This is a genomic window from Delftia lacustris (assembly GCF_040267515.1).
GTDB lineage: Bacteria > Pseudomonadota > Gammaproteobacteria > Burkholderiales > Burkholderiaceae_C > Comamonas > Comamonas tsuruhatensis.
Window position 1 is genome coordinate 5,477,065 of sequence record NZ_CP141274.1, and the last position, 26,364, is coordinate 5,503,428.

The 26,364-nt window shown below is 67.0% G+C and carries 24 protein-coding genes; 14 read left to right on the forward strand and 10 right to left on the reverse strand.

The features are described from left to right. Positions 1-105: 105 nt before the first annotated feature. Positions 106-981: a xanthine dehydrogenase accessory protein XdhC gene (gene xdhC / locus U6958_RS26525; RefSeq protein ID WP_043790727.1), complete on the reverse strand. Its 876-nt coding sequence runs from the start codon at positions 979-981 to the stop codon at positions 106-108. A 130-nt stretch (positions 982-1,111) separates the two neighbouring features. On the opposite strand from xdhC, the gene U6958_RS26530 reads away from it, so the two are divergent. Then, the gene (locus U6958_RS26530; RefSeq protein ID WP_016449773.1) at positions 1,112-1,600 is read left to right on the forward strand and encodes a hypothetical protein; all 489 of its coding nucleotides are present in this window, start codon (positions 1,112-1,114) and stop codon (positions 1,598-1,600) included. A 3-nt stretch (positions 1,601-1,603) separates the two neighbouring features. On the opposite strand, the gene U6958_RS26535 is transcribed toward U6958_RS26530, so the two are convergent. After that, a complete protein-coding gene (locus U6958_RS26535) occupies positions 1,604-1,993 on the reverse strand; it encodes a hypothetical protein (RefSeq protein ID WP_016449774.1) in 390 nt (129 codons plus the stop codon). A 93-nt stretch (positions 1,994-2,086) separates the two neighbouring features. Here U6958_RS26535 and U6958_RS26540 point away from each other — a divergent pair, with 93 nt between their 5' ends. Further along, positions 2,087-2,416 (forward strand): Arc family DNA-binding protein, encoded by a 330-nt coding sequence (locus U6958_RS26540; RefSeq protein WP_016449775.1) that lies wholly within the window; start codon positions 2,087-2,089, stop codon positions 2,414-2,416. 65 nt (positions 2,417-2,481) lie between these two features. On the opposite strand, the gene U6958_RS26545 is transcribed toward U6958_RS26540, so the two are convergent. Continuing rightward, the gene (locus U6958_RS26545) at positions 2,482-3,066 is read right to left on the reverse strand and encodes a YSC84-related protein (protein WP_074921620.1); all 585 of its coding nucleotides are present in this window, start codon (positions 3,064-3,066) and stop codon (positions 2,482-2,484) included. 318 nt (positions 3,067-3,384) lie between these two features. On the opposite strand from U6958_RS26545, the gene U6958_RS26550 reads away from it, so the two are divergent. Then, positions 3,385-3,774: a DoxX family protein gene (locus tag U6958_RS26550; protein ID WP_034391114.1), complete on the forward strand. Its 390-nt coding sequence runs from the start codon at positions 3,385-3,387 to the stop codon at positions 3,772-3,774. Positions 3,775-3,884: 110 nt separating this feature from the next. Here the strand turns inward: U6958_RS26550 and uraH are convergent, their stop codons facing one another. Continuing rightward, positions 3,885-4,235, reverse strand: coding sequence for a hydroxyisourate hydrolase (gene uraH, locus U6958_RS26555; RefSeq protein ID WP_074921621.1), 351 nt, complete (start codon positions 4,233-4,235; stop codon positions 3,885-3,887). Positions 4,236-4,574: 339 nt separating this feature from the next. Here uraH and ggt point away from each other — a divergent pair, with 339 nt between their 5' ends. Beyond that, on the forward strand, positions 4,575-6,395 hold the full coding sequence (ggt, locus tag U6958_RS26560; RefSeq protein ID WP_074921622.1) for a gamma-glutamyltransferase: 1,821 nt from the start codon (positions 4,575-4,577) through the stop codon (positions 6,393-6,395). 96 nt (positions 6,396-6,491) lie between these two features. On the opposite strand, the gene glxR is transcribed toward ggt, so the two are convergent. The 3 genes from glxR to gcl form a co-directional block, all read right to left on the reverse strand. Further along, the gene (glxR, locus tag U6958_RS26565) at positions 6,492-7,406 is read right to left on the reverse strand and encodes a 2-hydroxy-3-oxopropionate reductase (RefSeq protein ID WP_043824000.1); all 915 of its coding nucleotides are present in this window, start codon (positions 7,404-7,406) and stop codon (positions 6,492-6,494) included. 52 nt (positions 7,407-7,458) lie between these two features. Beyond that, positions 7,459-8,259, reverse strand: coding sequence for a hydroxypyruvate isomerase (hyi, locus tag U6958_RS26570; RefSeq protein ID WP_012204041.1), 801 nt, complete (start codon positions 8,257-8,259; stop codon positions 7,459-7,461). A gap of 115 nt (positions 8,260-8,374) precedes the next feature. Further along, entirely contained in the window at positions 8,375-10,165 is a 1,791-nt protein-coding gene (gene gcl, locus U6958_RS26575; RefSeq protein ID WP_016449782.1) for a glyoxylate carboligase, read from the reverse strand. Between the two features lie 121 nt (positions 10,166-10,286). Between gcl and U6958_RS26580 the strand changes: the two genes are divergently transcribed. From U6958_RS26580 to U6958_RS26590, 3 genes are all read left to right on the forward strand, one after another. Beyond that, positions 10,287-11,204, forward strand: coding sequence for a LysR family transcriptional regulator (locus tag U6958_RS26580; RefSeq protein ID WP_013803709.1), 918 nt, complete (start codon positions 10,287-10,289; stop codon positions 11,202-11,204). A gap of 95 nt (positions 11,205-11,299) precedes the next feature. Beyond that, the gene (locus tag U6958_RS26585) at positions 11,300-11,638 is read left to right on the forward strand and encodes an antitoxin VbhA family protein (RefSeq protein WP_227740815.1); all 339 of its coding nucleotides are present in this window, start codon (positions 11,300-11,302) and stop codon (positions 11,636-11,638) included. Next, complete coding sequence (locus tag U6958_RS26590) at positions 11,628-12,551, forward strand: Fic family protein (RefSeq protein WP_083393591.1); 924 nt, start codon at positions 11,628-11,630, stop codon at positions 12,549-12,551. Before U6958_RS26585 ends, U6958_RS26590 begins: the two co-directional genes overlap by 11 nt. A gap of 42 nt (positions 12,552-12,593) precedes the next feature. Here the strand turns inward: U6958_RS26590 and U6958_RS26595 are convergent, their stop codons facing one another. From U6958_RS26595 to U6958_RS26605, 3 genes are all read right to left on the reverse strand, one after another. Further along, positions 12,594-13,916: a glycerate kinase gene (locus tag U6958_RS26595; protein WP_046240325.1), complete on the reverse strand. Its 1,323-nt coding sequence runs from the start codon at positions 13,914-13,916 to the stop codon at positions 12,594-12,596. A 104-nt stretch (positions 13,917-14,020) separates the two neighbouring features. Next, a complete protein-coding gene (locus U6958_RS26600) occupies positions 14,021-15,001 on the reverse strand; it encodes a tripartite tricarboxylate transporter substrate binding protein (RefSeq protein ID WP_063326936.1) in 981 nt (326 codons plus the stop codon). 52 nt (positions 15,002-15,053) lie between these two features. Next, the gene (locus tag U6958_RS26605) at positions 15,054-16,160 is read right to left on the reverse strand and encodes a tartrate dehydrogenase (protein ID WP_074921624.1); all 1,107 of its coding nucleotides are present in this window, start codon (positions 16,158-16,160) and stop codon (positions 15,054-15,056) included. Between the two features lie 124 nt (positions 16,161-16,284). On the opposite strand from U6958_RS26605, the gene U6958_RS26610 reads away from it, so the two are divergent. The 7 genes from U6958_RS26610 to U6958_RS26640 all read left to right on the forward strand — a co-directional run bounded on the left by U6958_RS26610 (position 16,285) and on the right by U6958_RS26640 (position 26,360). Continuing rightward, positions 16,285-17,208 carry a LysR family transcriptional regulator gene (locus tag U6958_RS26610; RefSeq protein WP_043823989.1) on the forward strand — a complete coding sequence of 308 codons (924 nt, stop codon included), beginning with the start codon at positions 16,285-16,287 and terminating at the stop codon, positions 17,206-17,208. Positions 17,209-17,294: 86 nt separating this feature from the next. Beyond that, positions 17,295-17,972 (forward strand): GntR family transcriptional regulator, encoded by a 678-nt coding sequence (locus U6958_RS26615; RefSeq protein WP_012204034.1) that lies wholly within the window; start codon positions 17,295-17,297, stop codon positions 17,970-17,972. Next, positions 17,969-18,925, forward strand: a complete 957-nt coding sequence (gene puuE / locus U6958_RS26620; protein WP_013803714.1) for an allantoinase PuuE — start codon at positions 17,969-17,971, stop codon at positions 18,923-18,925. Before U6958_RS26615 ends, puuE begins: the two co-directional genes overlap by 4 nt. A gap of 6 nt (positions 18,926-18,931) precedes the next feature. Then, positions 18,932-20,707, forward strand: coding sequence for a 2-oxo-4-hydroxy-4-carboxy-5-ureidoimidazoline decarboxylase (uraD, locus tag U6958_RS26625; RefSeq protein ID WP_074921625.1), 1,776 nt, complete (start codon positions 18,932-18,934; stop codon positions 20,705-20,707). Further along, a complete protein-coding gene (locus U6958_RS26630; RefSeq protein WP_016449789.1) occupies positions 20,704-21,996 on the forward strand; it encodes a M20/M25/M40 family metallo-hydrolase in 1,293 nt (430 codons plus the stop codon). The genes uraD and U6958_RS26630 overlap by 4 nt, the downstream gene beginning before the upstream one ends. A gap of 393 nt (positions 21,997-22,389) precedes the next feature. After that, complete coding sequence (locus tag U6958_RS26635) at positions 22,390-23,877, forward strand: nucleobase:cation symporter-2 family protein (RefSeq protein ID WP_016449790.1); 1,488 nt, start codon at positions 22,390-22,392, stop codon at positions 23,875-23,877. A 185-nt stretch (positions 23,878-24,062) separates the two neighbouring features. Next, entirely contained in the window at positions 24,063-26,360 is a 2,298-nt protein-coding gene (locus tag U6958_RS26640) for an NADP-dependent malic enzyme (protein WP_012204029.1), read from the forward strand. Positions 26,361-26,364 lie beyond the last annotated feature (4 nt).

Genomic DNA, 26,364 nt, shown 5'->3' on the forward strand with positions numbered 1-26,364 from the left:
CGCGCACCCGGTAGATATACCGCCGGTGCACCGCTGCGACCATTTCGTAGACACAAAGTGTATGCAATTTTTCGCCAACCCATCGGCTTGCGCAGCATCAATTCACTAGAGATTTCCCTGATTCCGCGCGGACACCGCGCTGCGCCGCTGCAGAAGCTGCGCCGCCACGGCCACCGCGATCACCTCGGGCTCCTTGCCCTTGATGCCGGGCACGCCGATGGGGCAGGTCACATGGTCCAGCTCGGCATCGCTGAAGCCGCGCTCGCGCAGCCTGCGCCGGAAGGTGGCCCATTTGGTGGCGCTGCCGATCAGGCCCACATAGGGCAGATCCCCCTGCGCACGCTGGCGGCCCAGGCACTGGGCGACCACTTCCAGGTCCTCGGCGTGGCTGAAGCTCATGATCAGCACCTGGGAGCCTGCAGGCAGATCGGCCACGGCCGATTGCACGGGGTCTGAATACTCGCACTGCACGAGCTCGTGCTCCTCCTCGGGGAAGACCGAATCGCGGCTGTCCACCCACATCACGCGGTAGGGAAGATTGCACAGCAGGCGCACCAGCGCATGGCCGACGTGGCCTGCGCCGAACAGGGCCACGCAGTCGCGCGGCGGCTGCAGCCGCTCGCGCAGCATGTCCATGCGGCCCTGGGGCACCAGCACGAACCTCAGCATCACCACGCCGCCGCAGCACTGGCCCAGGCTGGGGCCCAGCGGATAGCGGTGCTGGTGCTCGGTGGCGACCTGGCCGCCCTGGCTACCCTGCTCGCCAGGCGTTGCCCAGCCGCGCAGCAGGCTGCGGGCCCTGTCGATGGCATCGAACTCCAGGTGCCCACCGCCGATGGTGCCGGCCACGCGGTCGGCGAACACCGCCATCCAGGCGCCGCGCTCGCGCGGCACGGAGCCTCGCGAGTCCATCACTTCGACCCAGCACAGCGGCCCCTGCGCAAGGCCCTGCTCGACTTTGTTGAACGTGTCACTCCACATGGGCGCACCTGACAGCCCGTCGTGGCGCCTGCGGGCTTCGTTGGAATTTGTTGCGGGATTGTCCGCTGCGGCACTTGAGTTTTGCGCTCCGACTGCCGGTGCCGCAGTGTTTCAGGATACGCTCGCAATCATGCCCGATTCCCCTGATTCCACGCAGCACAGTTCCGTGCAAAAGCCACGTTCCGGCCGCCCCTGGCTGTGGGCCGGCCTGATGGCCGCCATTGCCTCCCTGGTCACGGCCTGCAAGTCCCCGCCCGGCCCCGGCCCGCGCCCCGACGACGTCAGCTCCAGCGCACAGCTGCAGTACCGCAAGGTGGCCGCCAACCATCTGTACGCGCGCAATGCCGATCGCATCTACAAGGGCCAGTTGCCGCCCATGCTCTACGCGATCGGCGTGCTCCAGGTCCAGATCGACCGCAACGGCCAGGTCCAGCGCCTGCACTGGATGCGCGCGCCCGGCCATGCCCCCGAGGTGGTGAGCGAGATCGAGCGCCTGGTGCGCGCCGCCGCGCCCTTCCCCGCTCCTGCCGGCGCCGCCCGCATCACCTATACCGATACCTGGCTCTGGGACAAGTCCGGCCGCTTCCAGCTCGACACGCTGACCGAGGGCCAGCTCTGAGCCTCAGGCCGCTGCGCACGGCTGGCCGTCGGCAAAGCTTCGGGCGCTTCTGAGCAGGCAGGTCACGGCATAGAGCACCAGGTCGTCCGGTGCGTCATCGTTCACGCGATCGATGACCTCGATGGCATAGCCCAGGTCCTGCGACAGCTGCGGCAGCACGCCTGCCGAGCGGCCGCCGGCCTGCAGGCCTGCCACCGCCTGGTCAGCGCTGGCGTGGTAGCCACGCAGCAAATCACGCGCGGCACACACCATGGCCGAGCCGGCGCGTTCGGCATGCAGCTCCAGCACGCCCAGGGCCGCTCCCATATGGCACAACGCATCCACCGCCAGCACCTCCTGGTGCTGCGGTGAGGGTTCCTGATGGCTGTGGCCCGATTGCTTCACTGTCTTCATGGCATCCCTTGCGCGGGACCGTGCTGGTCCCGAAGCAACAATACCTATCAGGTCCCTTGCAGTCAATACCTTTCCGGTCCATGATTGCCGGCGATGAAACAGACCGATCCTCAGTACAAGCTGCGCCTGCCGCAGGAACTCAAGGACCTCGTCGAGGAGGCAGCCAAGCGCACCGGCCGTTCCATGAACGCCGAAGTCGTGGCCCGGCTGCAGACCACGTTCGAGGCCCCCCTGCTGGGCCGCCTGTCGGCCTCGACGGACCCTTCGCTGGAATGCGAAGAGCCCGTGAGCATCTACGACATCAAGATGAGCGCCGAAGCCGTGGAGCGCATCGAAAAGCGCCTGGAACGCATAGAGCAGGCCGTGCTCGCGCCCGCTGCGCCGCAATCCGCCAGTGAAGACGGCGCAACCGGCGGCGCCTGATCCGCTCGCACAAAAGAAAACCGGCCCGCAGGCCGGTTTCGTTCAAAGGCCCCTCAGGGCCGGGATCATTCGACCACCTTGGTGATCTTCGAGCCCTGCAGCGACACGCCGGCTTCCAGGCCCGCGTTGGTCAGCACATAGCTGGTGACGGGGCCCTGGGCGGTCGTGGTGTCCACGCTGCCATTGGCGCCCACCTTGCCTGCGGCCACCGTGGCATCCGCGCCCACGGACCAGCCGTCGCTGGCCAGGAACTTGTCCAGCGCTTCCTGGGTGTTGAACACATAGATCACAGCCTTGGACTGGCCGCCTGCCTGCCAGCCCACCGAGGCGCCCGTGGTGCTGTAGAAGCCCTTGTTCTGGCCGCCGACGCGCAGCACGCCGCGGCCATGCTCGACACCGATGACGAAGCTGCCGCCGATCACCGAGGGGAAGATCAGCACGCCCTTGGAGCGGGCCACCATTTCCTTGGAGCCTGGCGCCGTCTGGTACAGCCGCTCCAGCGCAGCGTTGGCGCGCGCATTGACGGTGGTGGCATCAGCGCGCGGCGCGGACTGGGTTTCCGGCTTGGTGGTCGTGCAGCCGACCATGGCAATGCTGCCGGCCGCCAGTGCAGTGGCCATCACGACGGTACGCAAAGAAAACTGACGCATGGGAAAACCTGCCTTTCTTGATTGGACGTTTTGGGGAGACCCCATCGGTTCATTGGATTGATCACCTTGCCTCCCGGTCCCGGGCACCCCTTCCAGTGCTCGCAAACCGTTTCCGAGACAGGCTGGGGACGATGCTAGGCCGCTTTGCGGTACTTGTGATGAGACATGTCACAAGTTGCGCCATAGGACTACAGGCCCGCAGGAAATGTCTGAAAATCCCGTGCCGGGCTGCCACAGCCGACACCGAAAGTGCGCTGATGCCAGAATGCACCCACAGCAACACCCGGCCCACCGGGCCCATCCACACCGAGGGAGTTCATGAAGTTCTGGAGCCACTTTCACCATCCCCAGGCAGCCATGGTGCTGCTGCGCGTCACGCTCGCGGTCCTGTTGCTTTTTCACGGCTGGGCCAAGCTGCGCTACGGCATAGGCAGCATCGAGCGCATGGTGGAGTCCACGGGCGCACCGGGCTGGCTGGCCTATGCGGTCTATCTGGGTGAGGTGGTGGCGCCGCTGCTGCTGCTGGTCGGCCTGTGGGTGGTGCCTGCGGCGCTGGTGATTGCGATCAACATGGTCGTGGCCTTTGCGCTGGTGCACACGGGCCAGGTGATGCAGCTGCACAGCTCGGGAGGCTGGGCGCTGGAGCTGCAGGCCTTCTTCTTCATCACGGCCCTGGTCGTGGCCATGGGGCACGCCAAGGGCAAGTAGCCCGCCCTCTTGCTCAAGCAGCAAAAGCAACGGCCCGCAATGCGGGCCGTTCGTCGTTTCAGGTTTCACTCCAGGCCATCCCCCGACAGCCTGCGCTTGCAGTCCAGGGCTCAGGAGCCCCGGTACGTGGAATAGCTCCAGGGGCTGACCAGCAGGGGCACGTGGTAGTGCTGGTCGGTATGGGCCACGCCGAAGTCCAGGCTCACCTTGTTGAGGAAGTTGGGCTCGGGCAGTTGCACGCCACGGGCCTTGAAGTAGGCCGCCACGTCGAAGGTCAGGCGGTAGGTGCCGGTCCTGAGGCTGTTGTTGTCGAACAGCGGCGCATCGGTACGGCCGTCGTGGTTGAGCACCAGGCTCTTGATCAGCGTGGCCTGGTCGCCATCGGTGGAATACAGCGCGACAGCCATGCCGGCTGCGGGGCAGCCGTTCATGGTGTCGAGGACGTGGGTGCTCAGGCCCATGGAAATCTCCTGTGCGGCGGGAGCTGGCCCGCCCGGTTGTCATTGGTTGGTCAATGCACGGAGCGCGGCGCGCGACAGCACTCGCGGCCCTGCCCTGCATTCGCAAAGTGTATACAGTTTTTGTACGCCCTTGAAGGGCGTTGCACGGCCGACGCCTAGGAAGATACCCGCACTTTCGGCGCCCGGGCCGGCGCGCGGGAAGGCTGCCGACGCCATGCTTCTACACTGTGGTTCGCCACCGCCCTGGCCGCAGGACCCTCCGGCCGGCGCACACAGGGCGGCACAGGACTCGCGCTCTTTTTCCACTGTTCCACTGTTTCATCTGCCAAGGAGATACCGATGCAACTTCGCTCCCCCTTGCTTGCAACCAGCCTGGCGCTGGCCATTGCCAGCCTGGCCGCCTGCAGCAGCACGCAGCCGCCCGCGGCTTCGGCGGCGCCAGCACCCGTGGCCGCAGCGCCTGCCCCGGCAGCGGCGCCCATCACGCAGAGCAACGCGGCCCAGGCCGCCAGCGCCGCCTATGACTTCGACATGGATGTGTTCCATCCCGTCGTGGGCAGGAGCGGCATGGTGGCCAGCGAGCAGGAGCTGGCCTCGCGCATCGGCCTGCAGATCCTGAAGTCCGGCGGCAATGCGGTGGACGCCGCCGTGGCCATGGGCTTTGCGCTGGCCGTGGCCCTGCCCAACGCAGGCAACATCGGCGGCGGCGGCTTCATGGTCGTGCATGACGCCAAGAGCGGCAAGAACATTGCGCTGGACTTCCGCGAGGTCGCGCCCTCCAAGGCCACGCGCGACATGTACGTGGGTGCGGATGGAAAGGTCATCGACGGCAAATCGCTCTACACCCACTACGCCGTGGGCGTGCCCGGCACCGTGGCCGGCATGGAGCATGCGCTGAAGAAATGGGGATCGCTGCCTTTGTCCACGGTGATTGCGCCGGCCGCAAAGCTGGCCGACAAGGGCTTTACGGTCAGCGAGACCCTGGCCAAGATCCTGGAACAGGAAAAGAAGAACATGGGCCAGTGGCCCGCCACCCAGGCCATCTTCTGGCGCAACGGCGAACCCCTCAAGCGCGGCGACCGCCTGGTGCAGAAGGACCTGGCGCAGTCGCTGCGCCTGATCGGCCAGCAGGGCTCCAAGGTGTTCTACGAAGGCTCCATCGCCCGCAAGATCGCGGCCGAGATGGCGCCGCATGCAGGCGCCCTCTCGCTGCAGGACCTCAAGAGCTACAAGGTCGCCGAGCGCGAGCCGCTGCGCGGCACCTACCGCGGCTACGAGATCGTGACCATGCCGCCACCGTCCTCCGGCGGCGCCCACCTGATCCAGATCCTCAACATGATGGAACGCTGGCCCATGAACCAGTGGGGCGTCAACAGCGCGCAGAGCATCCACTACATGGCGGAAAGCATGAAGCTGGCCTATGCCGACCGTGCCGAATATCTGGGTGATCCCGACTTCGTGACCGTGCCGCTCAAGGGCCTGACCTCCAAGCGCTATGCCGAGGCACTGGCCGCCGGCATCGACCCCTACCAGGCGCGCGCCGGCAAGGACACCCAGCCCGGCAAGCCCCAGCCCTACGAGAGCGACCAGACCACGCACTACTCGGTGGTGGACAAGGCGGGCAACGCCGTGGCCGTGACCTATACGCTGAACACCAACTTCGGCAGCGGCATCGTGGCCAAGGGCACGGGCATCCTGCTCAACAACGAGATGGACGATTTCTCGGCCAAGCCCGGAGTGGCCAACGCCTACGGCCTGGTCGGCGGCGATGCCAATGCGGTGGCCGCAGGCAAGCGCCCGCTGTCGTCGATGACGCCGACCATGGTGCTCAAGGGCGGCAAGCCCGTGCTGGTCACCGGCAGCCCCGGCGGCGCACGCATCATCACCACCGTGCTGCAGACCGTGGTCAACACCATCGACTTCGGCATGAACCCGGCCGAGGCCGCCGCCACGCCGCGCTTTCACCACCAGTGGACGCCCGATGAGCTGCGCGTGGAAAAGGGCATCAGCCCCGACACCGTGGCCCTGCTCAAGTCGCGCGGCCACAACGTTGCCGTGAAGGCGTCGATGGGCCGCACGCAGACCATCGAGCTGCGCGACGGCATGCTCTACGGCGCCTCCGACCCGCGCAACCCCGACGGGCAGACACTGGGCTATTGAAGCAAGAAAAAGCCGCGCCCGTTGCCGAGCGCGGCTTTTCACAACAGGGCGGCGCAAGGCCGCCCTCCCACCAATCGTTGTCTCAAAGGCCGGCCATCAGTCCTGGACCTTCTGGCCCACTTCGAAGTTGGCCTGGATCTCCAGTGCACGCACCATGCCCGAGTGGTCCCAGTTCGCGCCGCCGTGGGCCACGCAGCTGTTGAACAGCTCCTGCGCCTGGGCGGTGTTGGGCAGGGACACGCCGAGCTGGCGCGCGCTGCTCAGGGCCAGGTTCAGGTCCTTCTGGTGCAGCGAGATGCGGAAGCCCGGGTCGAACGTGCGCTTGATCATGCGCTCGGCATGCACTTCCAGGATCTTGGACGAGGCAAAGCCGCCCAGCAGCGCCTCGCGCACGCGGGCCGGGTCGGCACCGGCGCGCGACGCGAACAGCAGGGCCTCGGCCACGGCCTCGATGTTCAGCGCCACGATGATCTGGTTGGCCACCTTGGCGGTCTGGCCGTCGCCGTTGCCGCCCACCAGGGTGATGTTCTTGCCCATGCGCTCGAACAGCGGCTTGACGCGCGCGAACACGTCCTCCGGGCCGCCGACCATGATGGACAGCGTTGCGTTCTTGGCGCCAACCTCGCCGCCGGAGACCGGCGCATCCAGGTACTGGGCGCCGATGGCCTCGATGCGGCGAGCGAAGTCCTTGGTGGCCACGGGCGAGATGGAGCTCATGTCCACCACCACCTTGCCGCTGCTGCCCTTGAGGCCGGCGGCCACGCCGTCCTCGCCGAACAGCACCTTCTCGACATCGGGCGTGTCGGGCAGCATCAGGAAGATGATGTCGGCCCGCTCGGCCACGCCGCGCGCCGTGGTGCACTGGGTGGCGCTGCTCTCGGCGATCTGCGCGGGGATCTTGCCCAGGGTGTTCACGAACAGCTGGTGGCCTGCCGTGAGCAGGTGGCCCGCCATGGGCGCGCCCATGATGCCCAGGCCCACGAAACCAAGCTTGAGAGAGGATGCATTCATGCTGTGTACTCCTTGTCGTTTTTGAAAAGCTGAGAAAAAACTCCGGCGGCGCTCAGGCGGCGACTGCCGCGCGCACGCTGGTGTGGGCGTCCAGCCAGCCAAGGCCCGATTCGGTATCGCGCGCGGGCTTGTACTCGCAGCCCACCCAGCCCTGGTAGCCAATGCGGTCCAGGTGCGCGAACAGGAAGGGGTAGTTGATCTCGCCCGTGCCCGGCTCGTTGCGGCCCGGGTTGTCGGCCAGCTGCACGTGGCCGATGCGCGCCAGGTGCTTTTGCAGCGTGGCCGCCAGTTCGCCCTCGGTGCGCTGGGCGTGGTAGATGTCGTACTGCACGAAGGCGTTGGGCGCACCCACCTCATCGAGGATGGACAGGGCCTCGTCAGTGCGGTTCAGGTAGAAGCCGGGAATGTCGAAGGGGTTGATGGGCTCGATCAGCAGGCGCAGATTGGCCGCGCTCAGCGCCGAAGCGGCAAAGCGCAGGTTGTCCACGAAGGTGCGGCGCAGCAGCGCGGCATCGGCACCGGCAGGCGCCTTGCCGGCCAGGCAGTTGAGCTGGGGCACGCCCAGCGCATGGCCATAGGTCACGGCCTTGGCCACGCCGGCGCGGAACTCGTCCACGCGGTCGGGGTGGCAGGCAATGCCGCGCTCGCCTGCATCCCAGTCGCCGGCCGGCAGGTTGTGCAGCACGATCTGCAGGCCGTGGGCGTCCACGCGCTCCTTGATCTCTTCGACCGTATGGGCGTAGGGAAACAGGAATTCCACGGCCTCGAAGCCAGCGCGCGCCGCGCGCTCGAAGCGGTCGAGGAAGGGCACCTCGGTGAACAGCATGCTGAGGTTGGCAGCAAAACGGGGCATGTCAGAAGTCTCCGGTAGTCGTTTGGTGGGTTGGGAGCGGCAGGGCACGCAGGGTGCCCCGCCGATAGAAAAAGCAGTGCAGTGCAATGCCGTGCGATGTGCCGTGGCGGGCCGGTCAATCCAGCAGTGCAAGCGCGCTGGGCACGTCGGCCGGCGCTGCGGCCAGGTCCTCGAACTCGATCACGTTGTCGATCTCGGCGCCCATGGAGATGTTGGTCACGCGCTCCAGGATGACCTCGACGACGACCGGCGTGCGGTGCTCTGCCATCCAGGCCTCGGCCTGTTGCATGGCGGGCGCGAAGTCCTCGGGACGGTGCACGCGGATGGCCTTGCAGCCCAGGCCCTCGACCACCTTGACGTGGTCCACGCCATAGCCCTTGGACTCTTCCTTGTCGTCGACATTGATGTTGTCGAAGGCCAGTTGCACGCAGTAGTCGATGGAGAAGGCGCGCTGCGCCTGGCGGATCAGGCCCAGGTAGCTGTTGTTGACCAGCACATGGATGTAGGGCAGCTTGAACTGCGCGCCCACGGCCAGCTCCTCGATCATGAACTGGAAGTCATAGTCGCCCGACAGCGCCACGATCTTGCGGGCCGGGTCGGCCACGCGCACGCCCAGGGCGGCCGGCACGGTCCAGCCCAGCGGGCCGGCCTGGCCGCAGTTGATCCAGTTGCGCGGCTTGTAGACATGCAGGAACTGCGCGCCGGCAATCTGCGACAGGCCGATGGTGGAGACATAGCAGGTGTCCTTGTCCAGGCTGCGGTTCATGCACTGGTAGACGCGCTGCGGCTTCATGGGCACGTTGTCGAAATTGGTCTTGCGCAGGTACTCCACATTGTTCTTGCGGGCCTGGCATTCGGCCACCCAGCCGCTGCGGTCCTTCAGGCGGCCGGCCGCCTTCCACTCGCGCGCCACCTCCACGAAAAGCTGCAGCGCAGCGCCCGCGTCCGAGACGATGCCGTAGTCGGGCGCGAACACGCGGCCGATCTGCGTGGGCTCGATGTCCACATGCACGAACTTGCGGCCCTTGGTGTAGACCTCGACCGAGCCCGTGTGGCGGTTGGCCCAGCGGTTGCCGATGCCCAGCACGAAATCGGAGGCCAGCATGGTGGCATTGCCGTAGCGGTGGCTGGTCTGCAGGCCGCACATGCCGGCCATCAGGCGGTGGTCGTCAGGGATGGTGCCCCAGCCCATCAGGGTGGGAATCACGGGCACGTCCAGCAGCTCGGCAAACTCCACCAGCAGCTCGGAAGCGTCGGCATTGATCACGCCGCCGCCCGAGACCAGCAGCGGACGCTCGGACTCGTTGAGCATGGCGATGGCCTTTTCCACCTGCTTGCGCGTGGCAGCCGGCTTGTAGACAGGCAGGGGCTCGTAGGTGTCGATATCGAACTCGATCTCGGCCAGCTGCACGTCGATGGGCAGGTCGATCAGCACGGGGCCGGGGCGGCCCGAGCGCATCAGGTGGAAGGCCTGCTGGAAGGCGCGCGGCACCTGGGCCGGCTCCAGCACCGTGGTGGCCCACTTGGTCACGGTCTTGGCGATGGAGGCAATGTCCACGGCCTGGAAATCTTCCTTGTGCAGACGCGAGCGCGGCGCCTGGCCGGTGATGCAGAGAATCGGAATCGAATCCGCGCTGGCCGAGTACAGGCCCGTGATCATGTCCGTGCCGGCCGGGCCGCTGGTGCCGATGCACACGCCGATGTTGCCGGCCACGGCGCGGGTGTAGCCCTCGGCCATGTGGCTTGCGCCTTCGACGTGGCGCGCCAGGATGTGGCCGATGCCGCCATGGTCCTTGAGCGCTGCGTACAGCGGGTTGATGGCGGCACCGGGAACGCCGAATGCGACGGTCACGCCTTCTTTTTCCAGCACGCGGACTGCGGCTTCGATTGCTTTCATTTTTGCCATGGGAGGTCTCCTTCAAATTGGAGTCAACTCTAGGCAGACAGGCCGATTGGCGGAACGCCTGCGCAGACCATAAAATTTATTCCGTGCAGGAATAACTACCAATGAAAAAGGAGACAGCGCCATGGACAGACTCGATGCCATGCACATGTTCGTGCGCGTGGTGGAGACCAGCAGCTTCACCAAGGTCGCGCACGAATTCGCCACCACCCAGCCCACGGTCACCAAGCAGATCGCAGCCATGGAAGCGCGCCTGAAGGTGCGCCTGCTCAACCGCAACACGCGCGGCGTGAGCCTGACCGAAGCGGGCGCGCTGTACTACGAGAAATGCAAGGCCATCGTCAACGACGTGGCCGAGGCCGACAAGGTGGTCCAGGTGCGCCAGACCCAGGTGCAGGGCCAGCTGCGCATTGGCAGCTCGGTGGCCTTTGGCCGACGCGTGCTGATACCGCTGGCGTTGGAATTCATGGCGCACAACCCCCAGGTGCAGGTCGACCTCAGCTTCGAGGATCGCTACACCGACCTGGTGGCCAACGGCATCGACGTGGCCCTGCGCCTGGGCAAGCTGGCCGACTCCAGCCTGGGCGCACGCACGCTGGGCGTGAACCCCTGGGTGCTGGTGGCCTCGCCCACCTACCTGCGCAAGCGCGGCACGCCGCGCCGCCCCTCCGACCTCAAGGAACATGCCACGCTGATCTACAGCAGCGTGCAGGGCAACGACATCTGGCGTCTGCGCAACGCCAGCGGAGAACCGGTCTCGGTGGCGGTCACGGGCCGGCTGCGCTCCAACAACCTCTCGGCCCTGCTGGCGGCCTCACGCTCGCACATGGGCATCGCCGCCCTGCCCCGCTACGTGGCCCATGACTCCCTGGAAGCCGGCCGCGTGGTCGAAGTCCTCAAGACCTGCCGCCTGCCCGAGCAGGAAATCCACGCCGTCTACCCCTCGCCGCGCCTGGTGCCGCAGAAGGTGCAGTCCTTCATCGCCTTCCTGCAGGGGCGGTTCGATGCCGAGTGGTGGGAGACGCTGCCGCGCGGGGCATGAGGCCAGGCGCTGCGCATTGGGAATGCAATGTATGTACATTGAGAAGAATGCCGCCCGAACGGCATGTCTGATTTCCGTCTTGCGAGGTGACCGCCATGTCCAAAGAAGTGCAAATGACATTTCGTGTCGAGCCCGAACTGCGCTCGGAGTTTGCCGACGCTGCCTTGCTGGAAAACCGCCCCGCAGCACAGGTGCTGCGCGAGTTGATGCGCGCCTATGTCAACCAGTCGCGTGAGCGCGTCAGCGGCCCTGTGAACGCCGCCATTTCCGCAACGGAGAAACGTCGGCGCGAAGCAGCCGTCAACTTCGCCCGCGCGTCCATCGGACTGGAAGGCTTCACGCCTTCCGAAGCTGCTGAGACCGGCGCACGCCAATTTATCCGGGGTGATATCCAGCTTGCCGATTTCGTCCAGGTGAAGGTCAATGCGCGATGAAGTCCCGCCTGCATCCGCGAGCACGTTGACTGCAGCGCAGCGTCAGCAACTCGAAGCCGATCACACATTCAAACGGCTTGTCGAGCTGGAGCTGGAGCCTGTGCGCGGCAGCTTCGACGCTGCCCACCTGAAGGCAGTCCACCATCGCATCTTCCAGGACTTGCCGGACGCCGGCTTCCACGAGGTCACGCCTGGCGAATTCAGAACACAGGTGCCCCATGGCCAGGACTGGATGAAGCAGCGCGGCCTATCGACCATGGGAGGCACTTTCCATGTCGTCTATTCACGCATGGACGACGCGGCCATGGCCAGACTCGACAAGGCCCTCGAAGAAGCCAGCCCCGACGAGCTGCACGGCTTGAAGACCGCTGAATTCACGGCACGGCTTGCCAGGATGTACATCGAGTTGGACTACGCCCATCCATTCAGCGATGGCAACAGCCGTACGCTTCGCACCTTCACCAGGCAGCTCGCCAGGGAAGCTGGATATGAGGTCGATTGGTCACGATTCGGACACAGTGAGACTGGGCGTGATCTTCTCTATATCGCACGCGACCGCAGCGTGAACGAGCTGGCGAAGCCGCACGTCCAGCACGAAAATACCATGCGAAAAATCCTGCGCACGCAGGACAGGCTGAAAGCCCATCCGGCCCTGCCCGACTTGCTGCGCGACGCAGTACGTCCGAGCCGCGCAGTGGCCTTTGAGCAACTGAACGAGCGGGAAGCGTTGAGCGAGCATCCCGAGCTGGAAGCGGCATACAAGACCGTGCATGCAGCAGCGACCCACCTGGCCTCGCAGATGCCGGGCCATCCCGAGGCGCAGAAAGTCGGCATTCAGTCAGTCATGAACCATGTTCAGAACTGCCTGAACGCCGGGGAGACCGCCGACTTCGGCCATAGCCAGAAAAGGTAAAAGCGAACGCCAACGCCCCTAATGGCTACGACCCGGACCTTCTCAGAGAACCAGAATCGCCCGGAAGTCATTCACGTTGGTATGCGTGGGCCCGGTCACCACCAGATCCCCCAGCGCATCAAAGAACCCATACGCATCATTGCGATCCAGGTACTCGGCAATCCGCATGCCCTGGGCCTGGGCCCGCGCCAACGTATCCGGTGACACGCGCGCGCCCGCGTTGTCCTCCACGCCATCGATGCCATCGGTATCGGCCGCCAGCGCCCAGACCTTGTCCTGCCCCTGCAGGGCCTGGGCCAGGCCCATGCAGAACTCGCCCGCGCGGCCGCCGCGTCCCTTGGGCGTGCCAGCCGGGCGCTGCCGGATGGTGACCGTGGTCTCGCCGCCGGACAGGATCACGCAGGGCTTTGCAAACGGCTGGCCGTGGCGGGCCACGGCGCGCGCCAGGGCGGCGTGGACCTTGGCGACTTCGCGCGATTCGCCCTCGATCTCGTCGGACAGCACATGGGTGCGCAGGCCTGCGGCCTCGGCCACGCGTGCGGCCGCCTCCAGCGAGTGCTGGGGCGTGGCGATCATGTGGACCTCGTGGCCGTCGAAGCGCGCGTCGCCGGGCTTGGGTGTTTCCAGCTCGCCCGCCTCCAGCGCGCGGCGCACGGATTCGGGCACGTCGATGCGGTAGCGCGCGAGGATGGCCAGCGCGTCGGCGCAGCTGCTGGCATCGGGCACGGTGGGGCCGCTGGCGATGATGGAGGGGTCGTCGCCCGGCACGTCGCTGATGGTCAGCGTGACCACGCGCGCGGGTGCGCAGGCCGCGCCCAGGCGCCCGCCCTTGATGCGCGACAGGTGCTTGCGCACGCAGTTCATCTCGCCGATGGCGGCTCCGCTTTCCAGCAGGGCGCGGTTGATGCGTTGCTTTTCCTCCAGGTCGATGCCTTCGGCCGGCAGGGTCAGCAGGGCCGAGCCGCCGCCCGAGATCAGGCACAGCACGAGGTCGTCCTCGGTCAGCCCTTCGGTCAGCGCGAGGATGCGTTCGGCGGCGGCCAGGCCTGCCGCATCGGGCACGGGGTGGGCGGCCTCGACCACTTCGATGCGCTGCGCCAGGCCTTCGGGGCGCGGCGGGATGTGGTGGTAGCGCGTGACCACGAGGCCGGACAGCGGCGCGTCCGCTGGCCACAGCGCCTCCAGCGCCTGGGCCATGGAGCCGCCGGCCTTGCCCGCGCCCAGCACCAAGGTGCGGCCCTTGGGAGGCTTTGGCAGGCATTGGGCCATGCTGTACAGGGGCTGCGCATCCTTGACCGCAGCGCGGTAGAGGTCGAGCAGAAAGGCTTGGGGATCGGTGAGGTGCAGGTCCGTGGTGCTGGTCATGGTGTGTTGTCTCCGCCGGGCATTATGGAATTTCCTGCACCGGCGGTGGCATGCGGTCAAGTCACAACTGATTCGCCCGGCCTCGTTCCTCGTGCCAACCCAACTCAATCCAGGGCCACCTTGGCGTCCTTGACCAGCCTGGCGAAGCGGTCGGTGTCGTCGCGGATCTGGCGCGCCATCTGCTCGGGCGATCCGCCGATGGGCTCGGCGCCTATCTCTTCCATCTTCCTGCGGAACTGCGGCGACTCGATGATGCGGTTCATGTCCGCTCCCAGCCGCGCCAGTACCTCGCGGGGCGTGGCGGCCGGTGCCAGCACGCCGAACCAAGTGCCCATGTCGAAGCCCTTGAGCCCAGCCTCGTCCAGCGTGGGCACATCGGGCAGGGCCACCGAGCGCCTGGCAGTGGTCACGGCCAGCGCGCGCAGCTTGCCGGCCTTGATGTGGGGCAGCACGGGCGTGACGGTATCGAAGGACATGGCGATCTGCCCGCCCAGCAGGTCCGTGGTCAGCGGCCCGCTGCCCTTGTAGGGCACGTGCAGCAGTTCCACGCCGCCCATGGACTCGAACTGCGCGCCGATCAGGTGCTGGCCCGTGCCCGCGCCGTTGGAGCCATAGGCCAGTTTGCCGGGCTGGGCCCGGGCCTGGGCCAGCAGCTCCTGCACGGTTTTGGCGGGCACCTGCGGATTGACCACCAGCACATTGGGGACCACGGCCACCACGGTGATGGGCGCCAGGTCCTTCTGGAAGTCATAGCCCAGCCTGCGGTAGACGCTGGTGGCAATGGTGTGGTGCACGGCGCCCATGAGCAGGGTGTAGCCGTCAGGTTTCGCCTTGGCCACATGGTCGGCGCCCAGGGTGGCGCCCGCGCCGGGGCGGTTTTCCACGACCACGGGCTGGCCCAGACTCTTGGACAGCTCCTGGCCCAGCGCACGTGCCAGCACGTCGGTGGTGCCGCCTGCGGGAAACGGCACGATGAGGTTGACGGGGCGCGCCGGCCAGGCCTGGGCCCAGGCCGAAGACATGGCAGCTGGAATGGCGGCGGCGGCCAGCGCGCACGCGGCGGCAACCCTGGTGATGCGGTTCATGGCTTGTCTCCTGTCTGTTCTTTTGTGGGTTATCGGACCATGCAGCGCGCGCTCAGGCAGGCACGGGCTCGGCCTGGACCTCGGCGGTCTGCGCGCGCAGCCGAGTGCAGACCGCGTCGGTGACCTGCCTCGTGGTGGCCTTGCCGCCCAGGTCACGCGTGTGCAGCGAGGCATCGGCCGTCACCTGCTCCACGGCCTGCATCAGGCGCTGCGCGGCGCGGTGCTCGCCCAGGTGCTCCAGCAGCATCACGCAGCTCCAGAAGGTGCCCACGGGGTTGGCCAGGCCCTGGCCCATGATGTCGAAGGCCGATCCGTGGATGGGCTCGAACATGCTGGGGTAGCGGCGCTCCGGATCGATGTTGCCCGTGGGCGCAATGCCCAGGCTGCCGGCCAGCGCGGCCGCCAGGTCGCTGAGGATGTCGGCATGCAGGTTGGTGGCGACCAGGGTGTCCAGCGAGGCCGGGCGGTTGACCATGCGCGCCGTGGCCGCGTCCACCAGCTCCTTGTCCCAGCGCACGTCGGGGAACTCGGCGGCCACCTGCACCGCAATCTCGTCCCACATCACCATGGCGTGGCGCTGGGCGTTGGACTTGGTGATCACCGTCAGCAGCTTGCGCGGCCGCGACTGCGCCAGGCGGAAGGCAAAGCGCATGATGCGCTCCACGCCCGCACGGGTCATCATGCTCACGTCGGTGGCCACCTCGATGGGATGGCCCTGGTGGGCGCGGCCGCCCACGCCCGCGTATTCGCCTTCGGAGTTCTCGCGCACGATGACCCAGTCCAGATCCTCGCGTGCGCAGCGCTTGAGCGGCGCATCGATGCCGGGCAGGATGCGCGTGGGCCGCACATTGGCGTACTGATCGAACCCCTGGCAGATCTTCAGGCGCAGGCCCCACAGCGTGACATGGTCGGGAATATGCGGGTCGCCGGCCGAGCCGAACAGGATGGCATCCTGGCCGCGCAGCGCGTCCAGCCCGTCGGCCGGCATCATCTCGCCGTGCGCGCGGTACCAGTCGCCGCCCCAGCCGAAACTGGTGAAGGCAAAGCCCAGGCCGGGCTGGGTTTCGGCCAGCGCCTGCAGCACCTCCTGCCCTGCGGGCACCACTTCCTTGCCGATGCCATCGCCGGGAATGCAGGCTATGCGGTATGTCTTTTTCATGAGGGCTCCTTGGATTGCGGTGGATGAAGCGCCATGCGGTTCCATGGCCTAGTCCGTGAATCTATCGATGGAACAACGCCGCGCGCGCCTCTAGAGTGATGGCATCGTTCACTTTGATTCAACAATGAGCACACCCGTCTCAGCGCCATCGGAGATGGCCTTCTTCTGCCTGCTGGCCCGCAGCGCCAGCCTGTCGGCCACGGCCCGCGAGCTGGGCATCACCACGCCGGCGGCCAGCAAGCGCCTGTCCCAGATGGAGGCGCGGCTGGGCGTGCAACTGGTCAGCCGCACGACGCGGCGCCTGGGCCTGACCGACGAGGGCCAGACCTACCTGGCCCATGCGCGGCGCATCCTGGACGACATTGCCGCCATGGAGCAGGCCGTGGCCGGCATGCCCGGGCAGCCGCAGGGCCTGCTGCGCATCAATGCCACGCTGGGATTCGGACGCAGCCATATCGCGCCGCTGATCGCCAGCTTCGTGCGCAGGCACCCGCAGATCCAGGTGCAGCTGCAGCTGTCGGCCTCGCCGCCGCCGTTGGTGGATGACAGCTTCGACCTGTGCATACGCTTTGGCGAGCCGCCGGACGCGCGCATCATCGCGCGGCGCCTGGCGCCCAACCGGCGGCTGCTGTGCGCGTCTGCCGCCTACCTGGCGCGGCGCGGCACGCCGGCCACCCCGCGCGAGCTGATGCAGCACGACTGCATCGACATCCGCCAGGGCGACGACACCCACGGCGTCTGGCGCTTCACCCACAACGGCCCCGGCCGCAAGACCGAGGCCATCCGCCTGCGCGACAGCCTGAGCACTAACGATGGCGAGATCGCCGTGGGCTGGGCCCTGGCCGGCCTGGGCATCGTCATGCGCGCCGAATGGGATGTCGCCCGCTACCTGCGCAGCGGCCGCCTGGTGCAGGTGCTGGCCGACCATGCCACGGCGCCGGCCGACATCCATGTGGTCTATCCGCAGCGGCATGCGGCAACCCAGCGCGTGCAGCGCTTTGTGGAGCACCTGGCACGGCACTTCGATACGGCCGCGCCCGGTTTCTGAAAAGGCATGCCGTATGCGGGGAAACGCCAATAAGCAGTAGACAGAAACTGTATACAACTCTTGTGACCAGCCGCTATGATGGCTGAATGGAGACTTCCACCACCAGTTTCATTGTCGAGAGCCTGACCCGGGCCATCGTCGAACACCGTCTTCTGCCCGGCACCAAGCTGGCCGAGCAGAAATTGGCAGACCATTTCGGCGTCTCGCGCACCCTGGTGCGCCAGGCGCTGTTCCAGCTGTCGCAAAACCGCCTGATCCGGCTCGAACCCGCGCGCGGGGCCTTCGTGGCCACGCCCTCGGTGGACGAGGCGCGCCAGGTCTTCGCCGTGCGCCGCATGCTCGAAGCCGAGATGGTGCGCGCCTTCATCGCCCAGAGCACGCCGGCCAAGATCCGCGCGCTGCGGCAGCACGTGGCGGCCGAGAAAAAGGCCATGGACGGCAACGACGTCGGCCAGCGTACCGAGCTGCTGGGCGACTTCCACGTGCGCATGGCCGAGCTCATGGGCAACGAGGTGCTGGCCCAGCTGCTGGGCGAACTGATCTCGCGCTGCGCGCTGATCACGCTGATGTACCAGTCCAGCACGGCCGCCGAGCACTCCCATGACGAGCATGCCGAAATCGTCACGGCCCTGGCCGGCGGCGACGCCGACCACGCCGTGCAGCTTATGCAGCAGCACCTGGACCACGTGGAAGCCGGCCTGACCTTCGACCGCGACATGCCGACCAGCGATCTTTCGATGGCCCTTTCCTCCGTATCCGCATGACCTACGACGCCACTGCCCCCTATCCCCGCGACCTGATCGGCTACGGTCGCACGCCCCCCCACGCCCGCTGGCCCGGCCAGGCCCGCGTGGCCGTGCAATTCGTCCTCAACTACGAAGAGGGCGGCGAGAACTGCGTGCTGCACGGCGATGCCGCCAGCGAGCAGTTCCTGTCCGAAATGTTCAATCCGGCCGCCTACCCCGAGCGCCACATGAGCATGGAAGGCATCTACGAGTACGGCTCGCGCGCCGGTGTCTGGCGCATCCTGCGCGAGTTCGAGAAGCGCGGCCTGCCGCTGACCGTGTTCGGCGTGGCCACGGCCCTGCAAAAGCACCGCGAGCTGGCCCAGGCCTTCGACGAGCTGGGCCATGAAGTGGCCTGCCACGGCCTCAAGTGGATCCACTACCAGAACATTCCCGCCGAGGTCGAGCGCGAGCACATGCGCCAGTGCATGGAGATCTTCGGCGAGCTGTATGGCCACGATGGCGACCACGGCCTGGGCTGGTACACGGGCCGCGACAGCCCCAACACCCACCGCCTGGTGGCCGACGACGGCCGCTTCGCCTATGACAGCGACTACTACGGCGACGACCTGCCCTTCTGGATGAAGGTCGGCAGGAGCGACGGCAGCACCCGCAGCCAGCTCATCGTGCCCTACACGCTGGACTGCAACGACATGCGCTTCGCCCTGCCCCAGGGCTACTCGCACGCCGACCCGTTCTTCCAATACCTGAAGGACACGTTCGACGCCCTCTACGCCGAGGGCGATCCGGCCGGCGATGACTCCCCCAAGATGATGAGCATTGGCATGCACTGCCGCCTGCTGGGCCGCCCCGGCCGCATCACGGCACTGCAGCGCTTTCTGGACCACATCCAGCGGCACGACAAGGTCTGGGTCTGCCGCCGCATCGACCTCGCGCGCCACTGGGCGCACCACCATCCCGACAAGGAATAACGCAGCATGGCTCTGACGCTGGAACAACTCAATGCCGCCGACCTGGCCACCGCCACCGGTCTGCTCGACGGCCTGTACGAACACTCGCCCTGGATTGCCGAGGCCGCGCTGGCCCGGCGCCCCTTCCGCTCGCTGGCACAGATCAAGTACGCCATGGCCCAGGTGCTGGACAAGGCGCCGGTGCAGGCCAAGCTCGACCTGATCCGCGCCCACCCGGAGCTGGCCGGCAAGGCCATGGAGACCAACACGCTCACGGCCGAATCCACCAACGAGCAGAACAAGGCCGGCCTGACCCGCTGCACGCCCGAGGAGCTGGAGCACATCCGCAAGCTCAACGCCGAGTACGGCAAGCGCTTCGGCTTTCCCTTCATCCTGGCCGTGCGCGGTCCGCGCGGCGCGGGCCTGACCAAGGCCGAGATCATCGAGACCTTCGAGCGCCGCCTGCACAACCACCCCGACTTCGAGCTGGGCGAGGCGCTGCGCAACATCCACCGCATTGCCGAGATCCGCCTGAACGACAAGTTCGGCTACACGCCCGAGCTGGGTAACGATGTCTGGGACTGGCAGGAAAAGCTGGCCCAGCACAGCGACCCCGGCTATGCCGAAAAGGGCCAGCTCACCGTCACCTACCTCACCGATGCCCACCGCGCCTGCGCCCAGCGCATCAGCCACTGGATGCGCGACTGCGGCTTCGACGAGGTAGAGATCGACGCCGTGGGCAACGTCGTGGGCCGCTACAAGGCGGCCACCGACGATGCCAAGACCCTGCTGACCGGCAGCCACTACGACACCGTGCGCAACGGCGGCAAGTACGACGGCCGCCTGGGCATCTTCGTGCCCATGGCCTGCGTGCGCGAGCTGCACCGCCAGGGCAGGCGCCTGCCGTTCCACATCGAGGTCGTGGGCTTTGCGGAAGAGGAAGGCCAGCGCTACAAGGCCACCTTCCTGGGCTCGGGCGCGCTGATCGGCGACTTCAGGCAGGAATGGCTGGAGCAAAAGGATGCCGACGGCATCACCCTGCGCGAGGCCATGCAGCATGCCGGCCTGTGCATTGACGACATTCCGAAGCTGCAGCGCGATCCGGCCCGCTACCTGGGCTTCATCGAGGTGCACATCGAACAGGGCCCGGTGCTCAACGAGCTGGACATCCCGCTGGGCATCGTCACCTCCATCAACGGCAGCGCGCGCTACATCTGCGAGATGATCGGCATGGCCAGCCACGCCGGCACCACGCCCATGGACCGCCGCCGCGATGCCGCCTGCGGCGTGGCCGAGCTGGCGCTGTACATCGAAAAGCGCGCCGCGCGCGACGGCACCTCGGTGGCCACCATGGGCCAGCTCAATGTGCCCAGCGGCTCGGTCAACGTGGTTCCCGGCCGCTGCCAGTTCAGCCTGGACCTGCGCGCGCCCACCAACGAGCAGCGCGACGCCATGGTGGCCGACATCCTGGCCGAGATCGAGGCCATCGCCCAGCGCCGTGGCCTGCGCTACAGCACCGAGCTGGCCATGAAGGCCGCCGCCGCCCCCAGCGCCCCCGAATGGCAGCAGCGCTGGGAAGCCGCCGTGGACGCCCTGGGCGTGCCCCTGTACCGCATGCCCAGCGGCGCCGGCCACGACGCCATGAAGCTGCATGAAATCATGCCCCAGGCCATGCTGTTCGTACGCGGCCTGAACGCCGGCATCAGCCACAACCCGCTGGAAAGCTCCACCGCCGACGACATGCAACTGTCCGTTGATGCCTTCTCCCACGTACTGAACCAACTGGCCCAAGAGCAGCAATGACCAACATGAACCAAGACAAGCAAGCCACCTACGCCGCCCTGGACGCCTGGATCGACCAGCATTTCGATGAAGAGGTGCAATTCCTGCAGGCCCTGGTCCAGGTTCCGACCGACACCCCGCCCGGCAACAACGCCCCCCACGCCGAGCGCACGGCCGAGCTGCTCAAGACCTTCGGCTACGAGGCCGAGAAGCACACCGTGCCCGAGGCCGAGGTCAAGGCCTACGGCATGGAATCCATCACCAACCTGATCGTGCGCCGTCCCTATGGCAGCGCAGGTGACGCCGGCGGCGGCCTGACCATTGCGCTGAACGCCCACGGCGACGTGGTGCCGCCCGGCGAGGGCTGGACCCAGGACCCCTATGGCGCCGCCATCGAGGACGGCAAGCTCTACGGCCGCGCCGCCGCCGTGAGCAAGAGCGACTTCGCCACCTTCACCTACGCCGTGCGTGCGCTCGAAGCCGTGGCCAAGCCCTCCAAGGGCGCGGTGGAACTGCACTTCACCTACGACGAGGAATTCGGCGGCATTCTGGGCCCCGGCTGGCTGCTGGCCAACAACCTCACCCAACCCGACCTGATGGTCGCGGCCGGCTTCAGCTACGAAGTCGTCACCGCCCACAACGGCTGCCTGCAGATGGAAGTGACCGTGCAGGGCAAGATGGCCCATGCCGCCGTGCCCCACACGGGCGTGGACGCGCTGCAGGCCGCCGTGGTGCTGATGAACGCGCTGTACGCCGAGAACACCAAGTACCAGCAGGTGACCTCCAAGGTGCCGGGCATCAAGCACCCCTACCTGAACATCGGCCGCATCGAAGGCGGCACCAACACCAACGTGGTGCCCGGCAAGGTCGTGCTCAAGATCGACCGCCGCATGATCCCCGAGGAGAACCCCGCCGAGGTCGAGGCCAGCATCCGCGCCGTCATTGCCCAGGCCATTGCCGACTTCAACGCCAAGGGCGGCTACACGGGCGAGGATGCCGTGCGCGTGGACATCAAGCGCCTGCTGCTGGCCAATGCCATGACGCCGCTGGCCGGCAACAAGCCCCTGGTGGACGCCATCCAGGCCCATGGCGAAGCCGTCTTCGGCGAAAAGCCCCCGGCCGTGGGCACGCCGCTGTACACCGACGTGCGCCTGTACGTGGAGCGCGGCATTCCCGGCGTGATCTACGGCGCCGGCCCGCGCACCGTGCTGGAGTCCCATGCCAAGCGCGCCGACGAGCGCCTGGTGCTGGAGGACCTGCGCCGCGCCACCAAGGTCATCGCGCGCATGCTGTGCGACCTGACGGCCTGACCGCCTGACGGCCCGCATCAAGGCCTGACCCCCAAGCCCGGCGCCGCCGGGCTTTTTTGCGTCCGGGCACCGCATCGGGGCGCGTGCACCTCCGCAGCCCATGCCGTGCACCCGAGCCGCGCCCGACCCACGCCCGAGCCGCGCCACAGCGGCCGCCAGGCACCAGCACGGTGCCTGGCGCTTGCCTGGCGGCTGGCATCCATCTTGCAATGCACCATGGCACTCCCGCCCTGGCAGGCGATGCGCACCAAAACGGGTTGGCGCGACTGCCGCAACAGGGTTTACCGGGAGCAGAAATTTCCCATGATCTGTATACACTTTTTGTATGGATGTTGGTGCCAAACCCTGTCACGCCGGCGTCCGTTCCCATAAATCCCGAGGAGACAAATCCCCATGCAATCTTCCGTTCATCCCGTCGATGAGATGCTGCCCGCAGGCAAGCTCACGGCGCTGGGCCTGCAGCACGTTCTCGTGATGTATGCGGGCGCCGTGGCCGTGCCCCTGATCGTCGGCCGCGCACTCAACCTGCCGCCCGAGCAGGTGGCCCACCTGATCTCGGCCGACCTGTTTTGCTGCGGCCTGATCACGCTGATCCAGGCCATGGGCGCGACCCAGTGGTTCGGCATCAAGCTGCCCGTGATGATGGGCGTGACCTTCGCCAGCGTGGCGCCCATGGTGTCCATGGCGCAGACCACGGGCGGCTCGGCGGGGGCGGGGCTGATCTTCGGCTCGGTGATCGGGGCGGGGATCGTATCCATCCTCATCGCCCCGCTGATCAGCCGCATGCTGCGCTTTTTCCCGCCCGTGGTGACCGGCACCATCATTGCCGTCATCGGCATCAGCCTGATGCGCGTGGGCGTGAACTGGATCTTCGGCAACCCCGTCGGCCCCACCGCGCCCAGCGTGCCCAACCCCGAGCACCTGAAATGGCTGGCCGACGCCCAGGCCACGGCCGGCGCGCCGGGCTCCTCGCTGCCGCCCGTGCCCAAGGGCTTCGCGGTCGTGCCCACCATTCCCAACCCCAAGTACGGCGACCTGACCGGCGTGGGCATCTCGGCCATCGTGCTGCTGTCCATCCTGCTGATCGCGCGCTTTGCCAAGGGCTTCCTGGCCAACGTCTCGGTGCTCATGGGCATCCTGATCGGCGGCGTGCTGTCCGTGGCCATGGGCCTGATGGACTTCAGCAAGGTCGCCAAGGCCGAATGGTTCACGATGGTGCTGCCCTTCGAAATCGCCACGCCGGTGTTCGACCCCATCCTCATCCTGACCATGAGCCTGGTGATGGTGGTGGTGATGATCGAGTCCACCGGCATGTTCCTGGCCCTGGGCGACATGACCGATCGCAAGATCAGCCAGGACGAGCTGACCCGCGGCCTGCGCACCGACGGCCTGGGCACGCTGATCGGCGGCATCTTCAACACCTTCCCCTACACCAGCTTCTCGCAGAACGTGGGCCTGGTCGCCGTCACCGGCGTCAAGAGCCGCTGGGTCTGCGTGGCCGGCGGCGTGATCCTGATCGTGCTGGGCGTGCTGCCCAAGATGGGCGCCCTGGTCGAGTCCCTGCCCACCGTGGTGCTGGGCGGCGCGGGCCTGGTGATGTTCGGCATGGTGGCCTCCACCGGCATCCGCATCCTGAGCAACGTGGATTTCCAGACCAACCGCAACAACGCCATGATCGTCGCCGTGTCCATCGGCGTGGGCATGATTCCGCTGGTGGCGCCGAATTTCCGCCAATGGATGCCCCACGGCATTCATCCGTTGATCGAATCCGGTATCCTGCTGGCCTCGATTACCGCGGTGGCATTGAACATTTTCTTCAACGGAGCCAGCAGCGACACCTCTGCTGCCGTCCGGGCCGCACGCCAGGCAGACGCCCACTGATGAAACAGTGCCCGCCCTGGCGGGCACGCCCAACAACCGCCCGGCCTACCCGCCGGGCCGTGCGCCCCCTGCCGTCCATAGGCGCCAGGGGGCTTGTTGTCGAAATCCCTGAGGCAAAACTGTCCTGACCCTCATAGGCTGTAGCTATCCGGTAAGCTCCGAGAGCATTTGCAGAGAATTCCTGTATGACCCAAAACCTGTCCAACGCCGAACAAGCCCTGCGCGACGCAGCCCGCGAATACCATCGCAGCCCCAACAAGGGCAAGATCTCCGTCACGCCCACCAAGCCCTTGTCCAACCAGCGCGACCTGTCGCTGGCCTATTCGCCCGGCGTGGCCTACCCCTGCCTGGACATCCAGGCCGACCCCTCGCTGGCCGCCGAATACACGGCGCGCGGCAACCTGGTCGGCGTCATCACCAACGGCACGGCCGTGCTGGGCCTGGGTGACATCGGCCCGCTGGCCGGCAAGCCGGTGATGGAAGGCAAGGGCTGCCTGTTCAAGAAGTTCGCCGGCGTCGACGTGTTCGACATCGAACTGGCCGAGCGCGATCCGGACAAGCTGATCGAGATCATCGCCTCGCTCGAACCCACGCTGGGCGGCATCAACCTCGAGGACATCAAGGCGCCCGAGTGCTTCTACATCGAGCAGGAGCTGTCCAAGCGCATGAACATCCCCGTGTTCCATGACGACCAGCACGGCACGGCCATCATCTCCAGCGCCGCCCTGCTCAACGGGCTGGAGCTGGTGGACAAGCAGATCGGCAACGTCAAGATCGCCGTCTCCGGCGCCGGCGCCGCCGCCATCGCCTGCGTGAACGTGATGGTGGGACTGGGCGTCAAGCGCGAAAACGTCTTCATGTGCGACTCCAAGGGCGTGATCTACGAAGGCCGCCCCGGTGGCCTGGACGCCTCCAAGGCCCAGTACGCGCAAAAGACGGACGCCCGCACCCTGGCCGACGCCGTCAAGGACGCCGACGTCTTCCTGGGCTGCTCGGCTCCCGGCGTGCTCACTGCCGACATGGTCAAGACCATGGCCGACAAGCCCATCATCCTGGCCCTGGCCAACCCCGAACCCGAGATCCGCCCCGAGCTGGCCAAGGCCGTGCGCCCGGACTGCATCATGGCCACGGGCCGTTCGGACTACCCCAACCAGGTCAACAACGTCCTGTGCTTCCCCTACATCTTCCGTGGCGCGCTGGACTGCGGCGCCACCAAGATCACCGAAGCCATGAAGCTGGCCTGCGTGCGCGAAATCGCCGCACTGGCCAAGCAGGACGTCAGCGATGAAGTCGCCGCCGCCTACCAGGGCAAGGAGCTGAAGTTCGGCCCCGACTACCTGATCCCCACGCCCTTCGACACCCGCCTGATCCTGCGCATCGCGCCGGCCGTGGCCAAGGCTGCCGAAGAGTCCGGTGTCGCCACCCGCCCCATCGCCGACTACGACGCCTACCGCGAGAGCCTGACCCGCTTCGTCTACCAGACCAGCATGTTCATGCGTCCGGTGTTCGCCGCCGCCAAGGCCAACCAGCAGCGCGTGGCCTATGCCGAAGGCGAAGACGAGCGCGTGCTGCGCGCCGCCCAGGTCGCCGTCGATGACGGCCTGGCCAAGCCCATCCTGATCGGCCGCCCCGCCGTGATCGAGGCCCGCATCGCCAAGGCCGGCCTGCGCCTGGTGCTGGGCAAGGACGTGGAGATCTGCAACCCCGAGGACGATCCGCGCTTCCGCCAGTACTGGGAAACCTACCACCGCCTGATGGGCCGCAACGGCGTCACGCCCGAGACCGCCAAGGCCGCCGTGCGCCGCTCCAACACGCTGATCGCAGCGCTCATGGTCCACCTGGGCGATGCCGACGCCATGCTCTGCGGCCTGGTCGGCAAGTTCGACAGCCACCTGGCCCATGTGCGCGACGTGCTCGGCCTCAAGCAAGGCGCCGGCGAGTTCGCCACCGTCAACGCCGTGATGCTGGACAGCGGCACGCTGTTCATCGCCGACACCTACATCAACGAGGCGCCCAACGCCACCGAGCTGGCCGACATCGCCCGCCTGGCGGCCGAGGAAGTGGCCCGCTTCGGCCTGCCGCCCAAGGTGGCCTTCCTGTCGCACAGCAACTACGGCTCGTCCAGCCGCCCCTCGGCGCTGAAGATGCGCGCCGCGCGCGACCTGTTTGCCGCCGCCAACCCCGACGTGGAATGCGACGGCGAAATGCACGGCGACTCCGCCCTGTCCGAAGCCATCCGCGACCGCGCCCTGCTCGAATCCTCGCTGCACGGCGAGGCCAACGTGCTGATCTGCCCCAACCTGGACGCCGCGAACATCCTGTTCAACGTGCTCAAGACCACGGGCGGCCACGGCACGACCATCGGCCCCATCCTGCTGGGCGGTGCAGCCGCAGCCCATGTGCTGACCCCCTCCGCCACCGTGCGCCGCGTGGTCAACATGACGGCCCTGGCCGCAGCCCAGGCCATCGCTGCCCGCGGCTGATCCG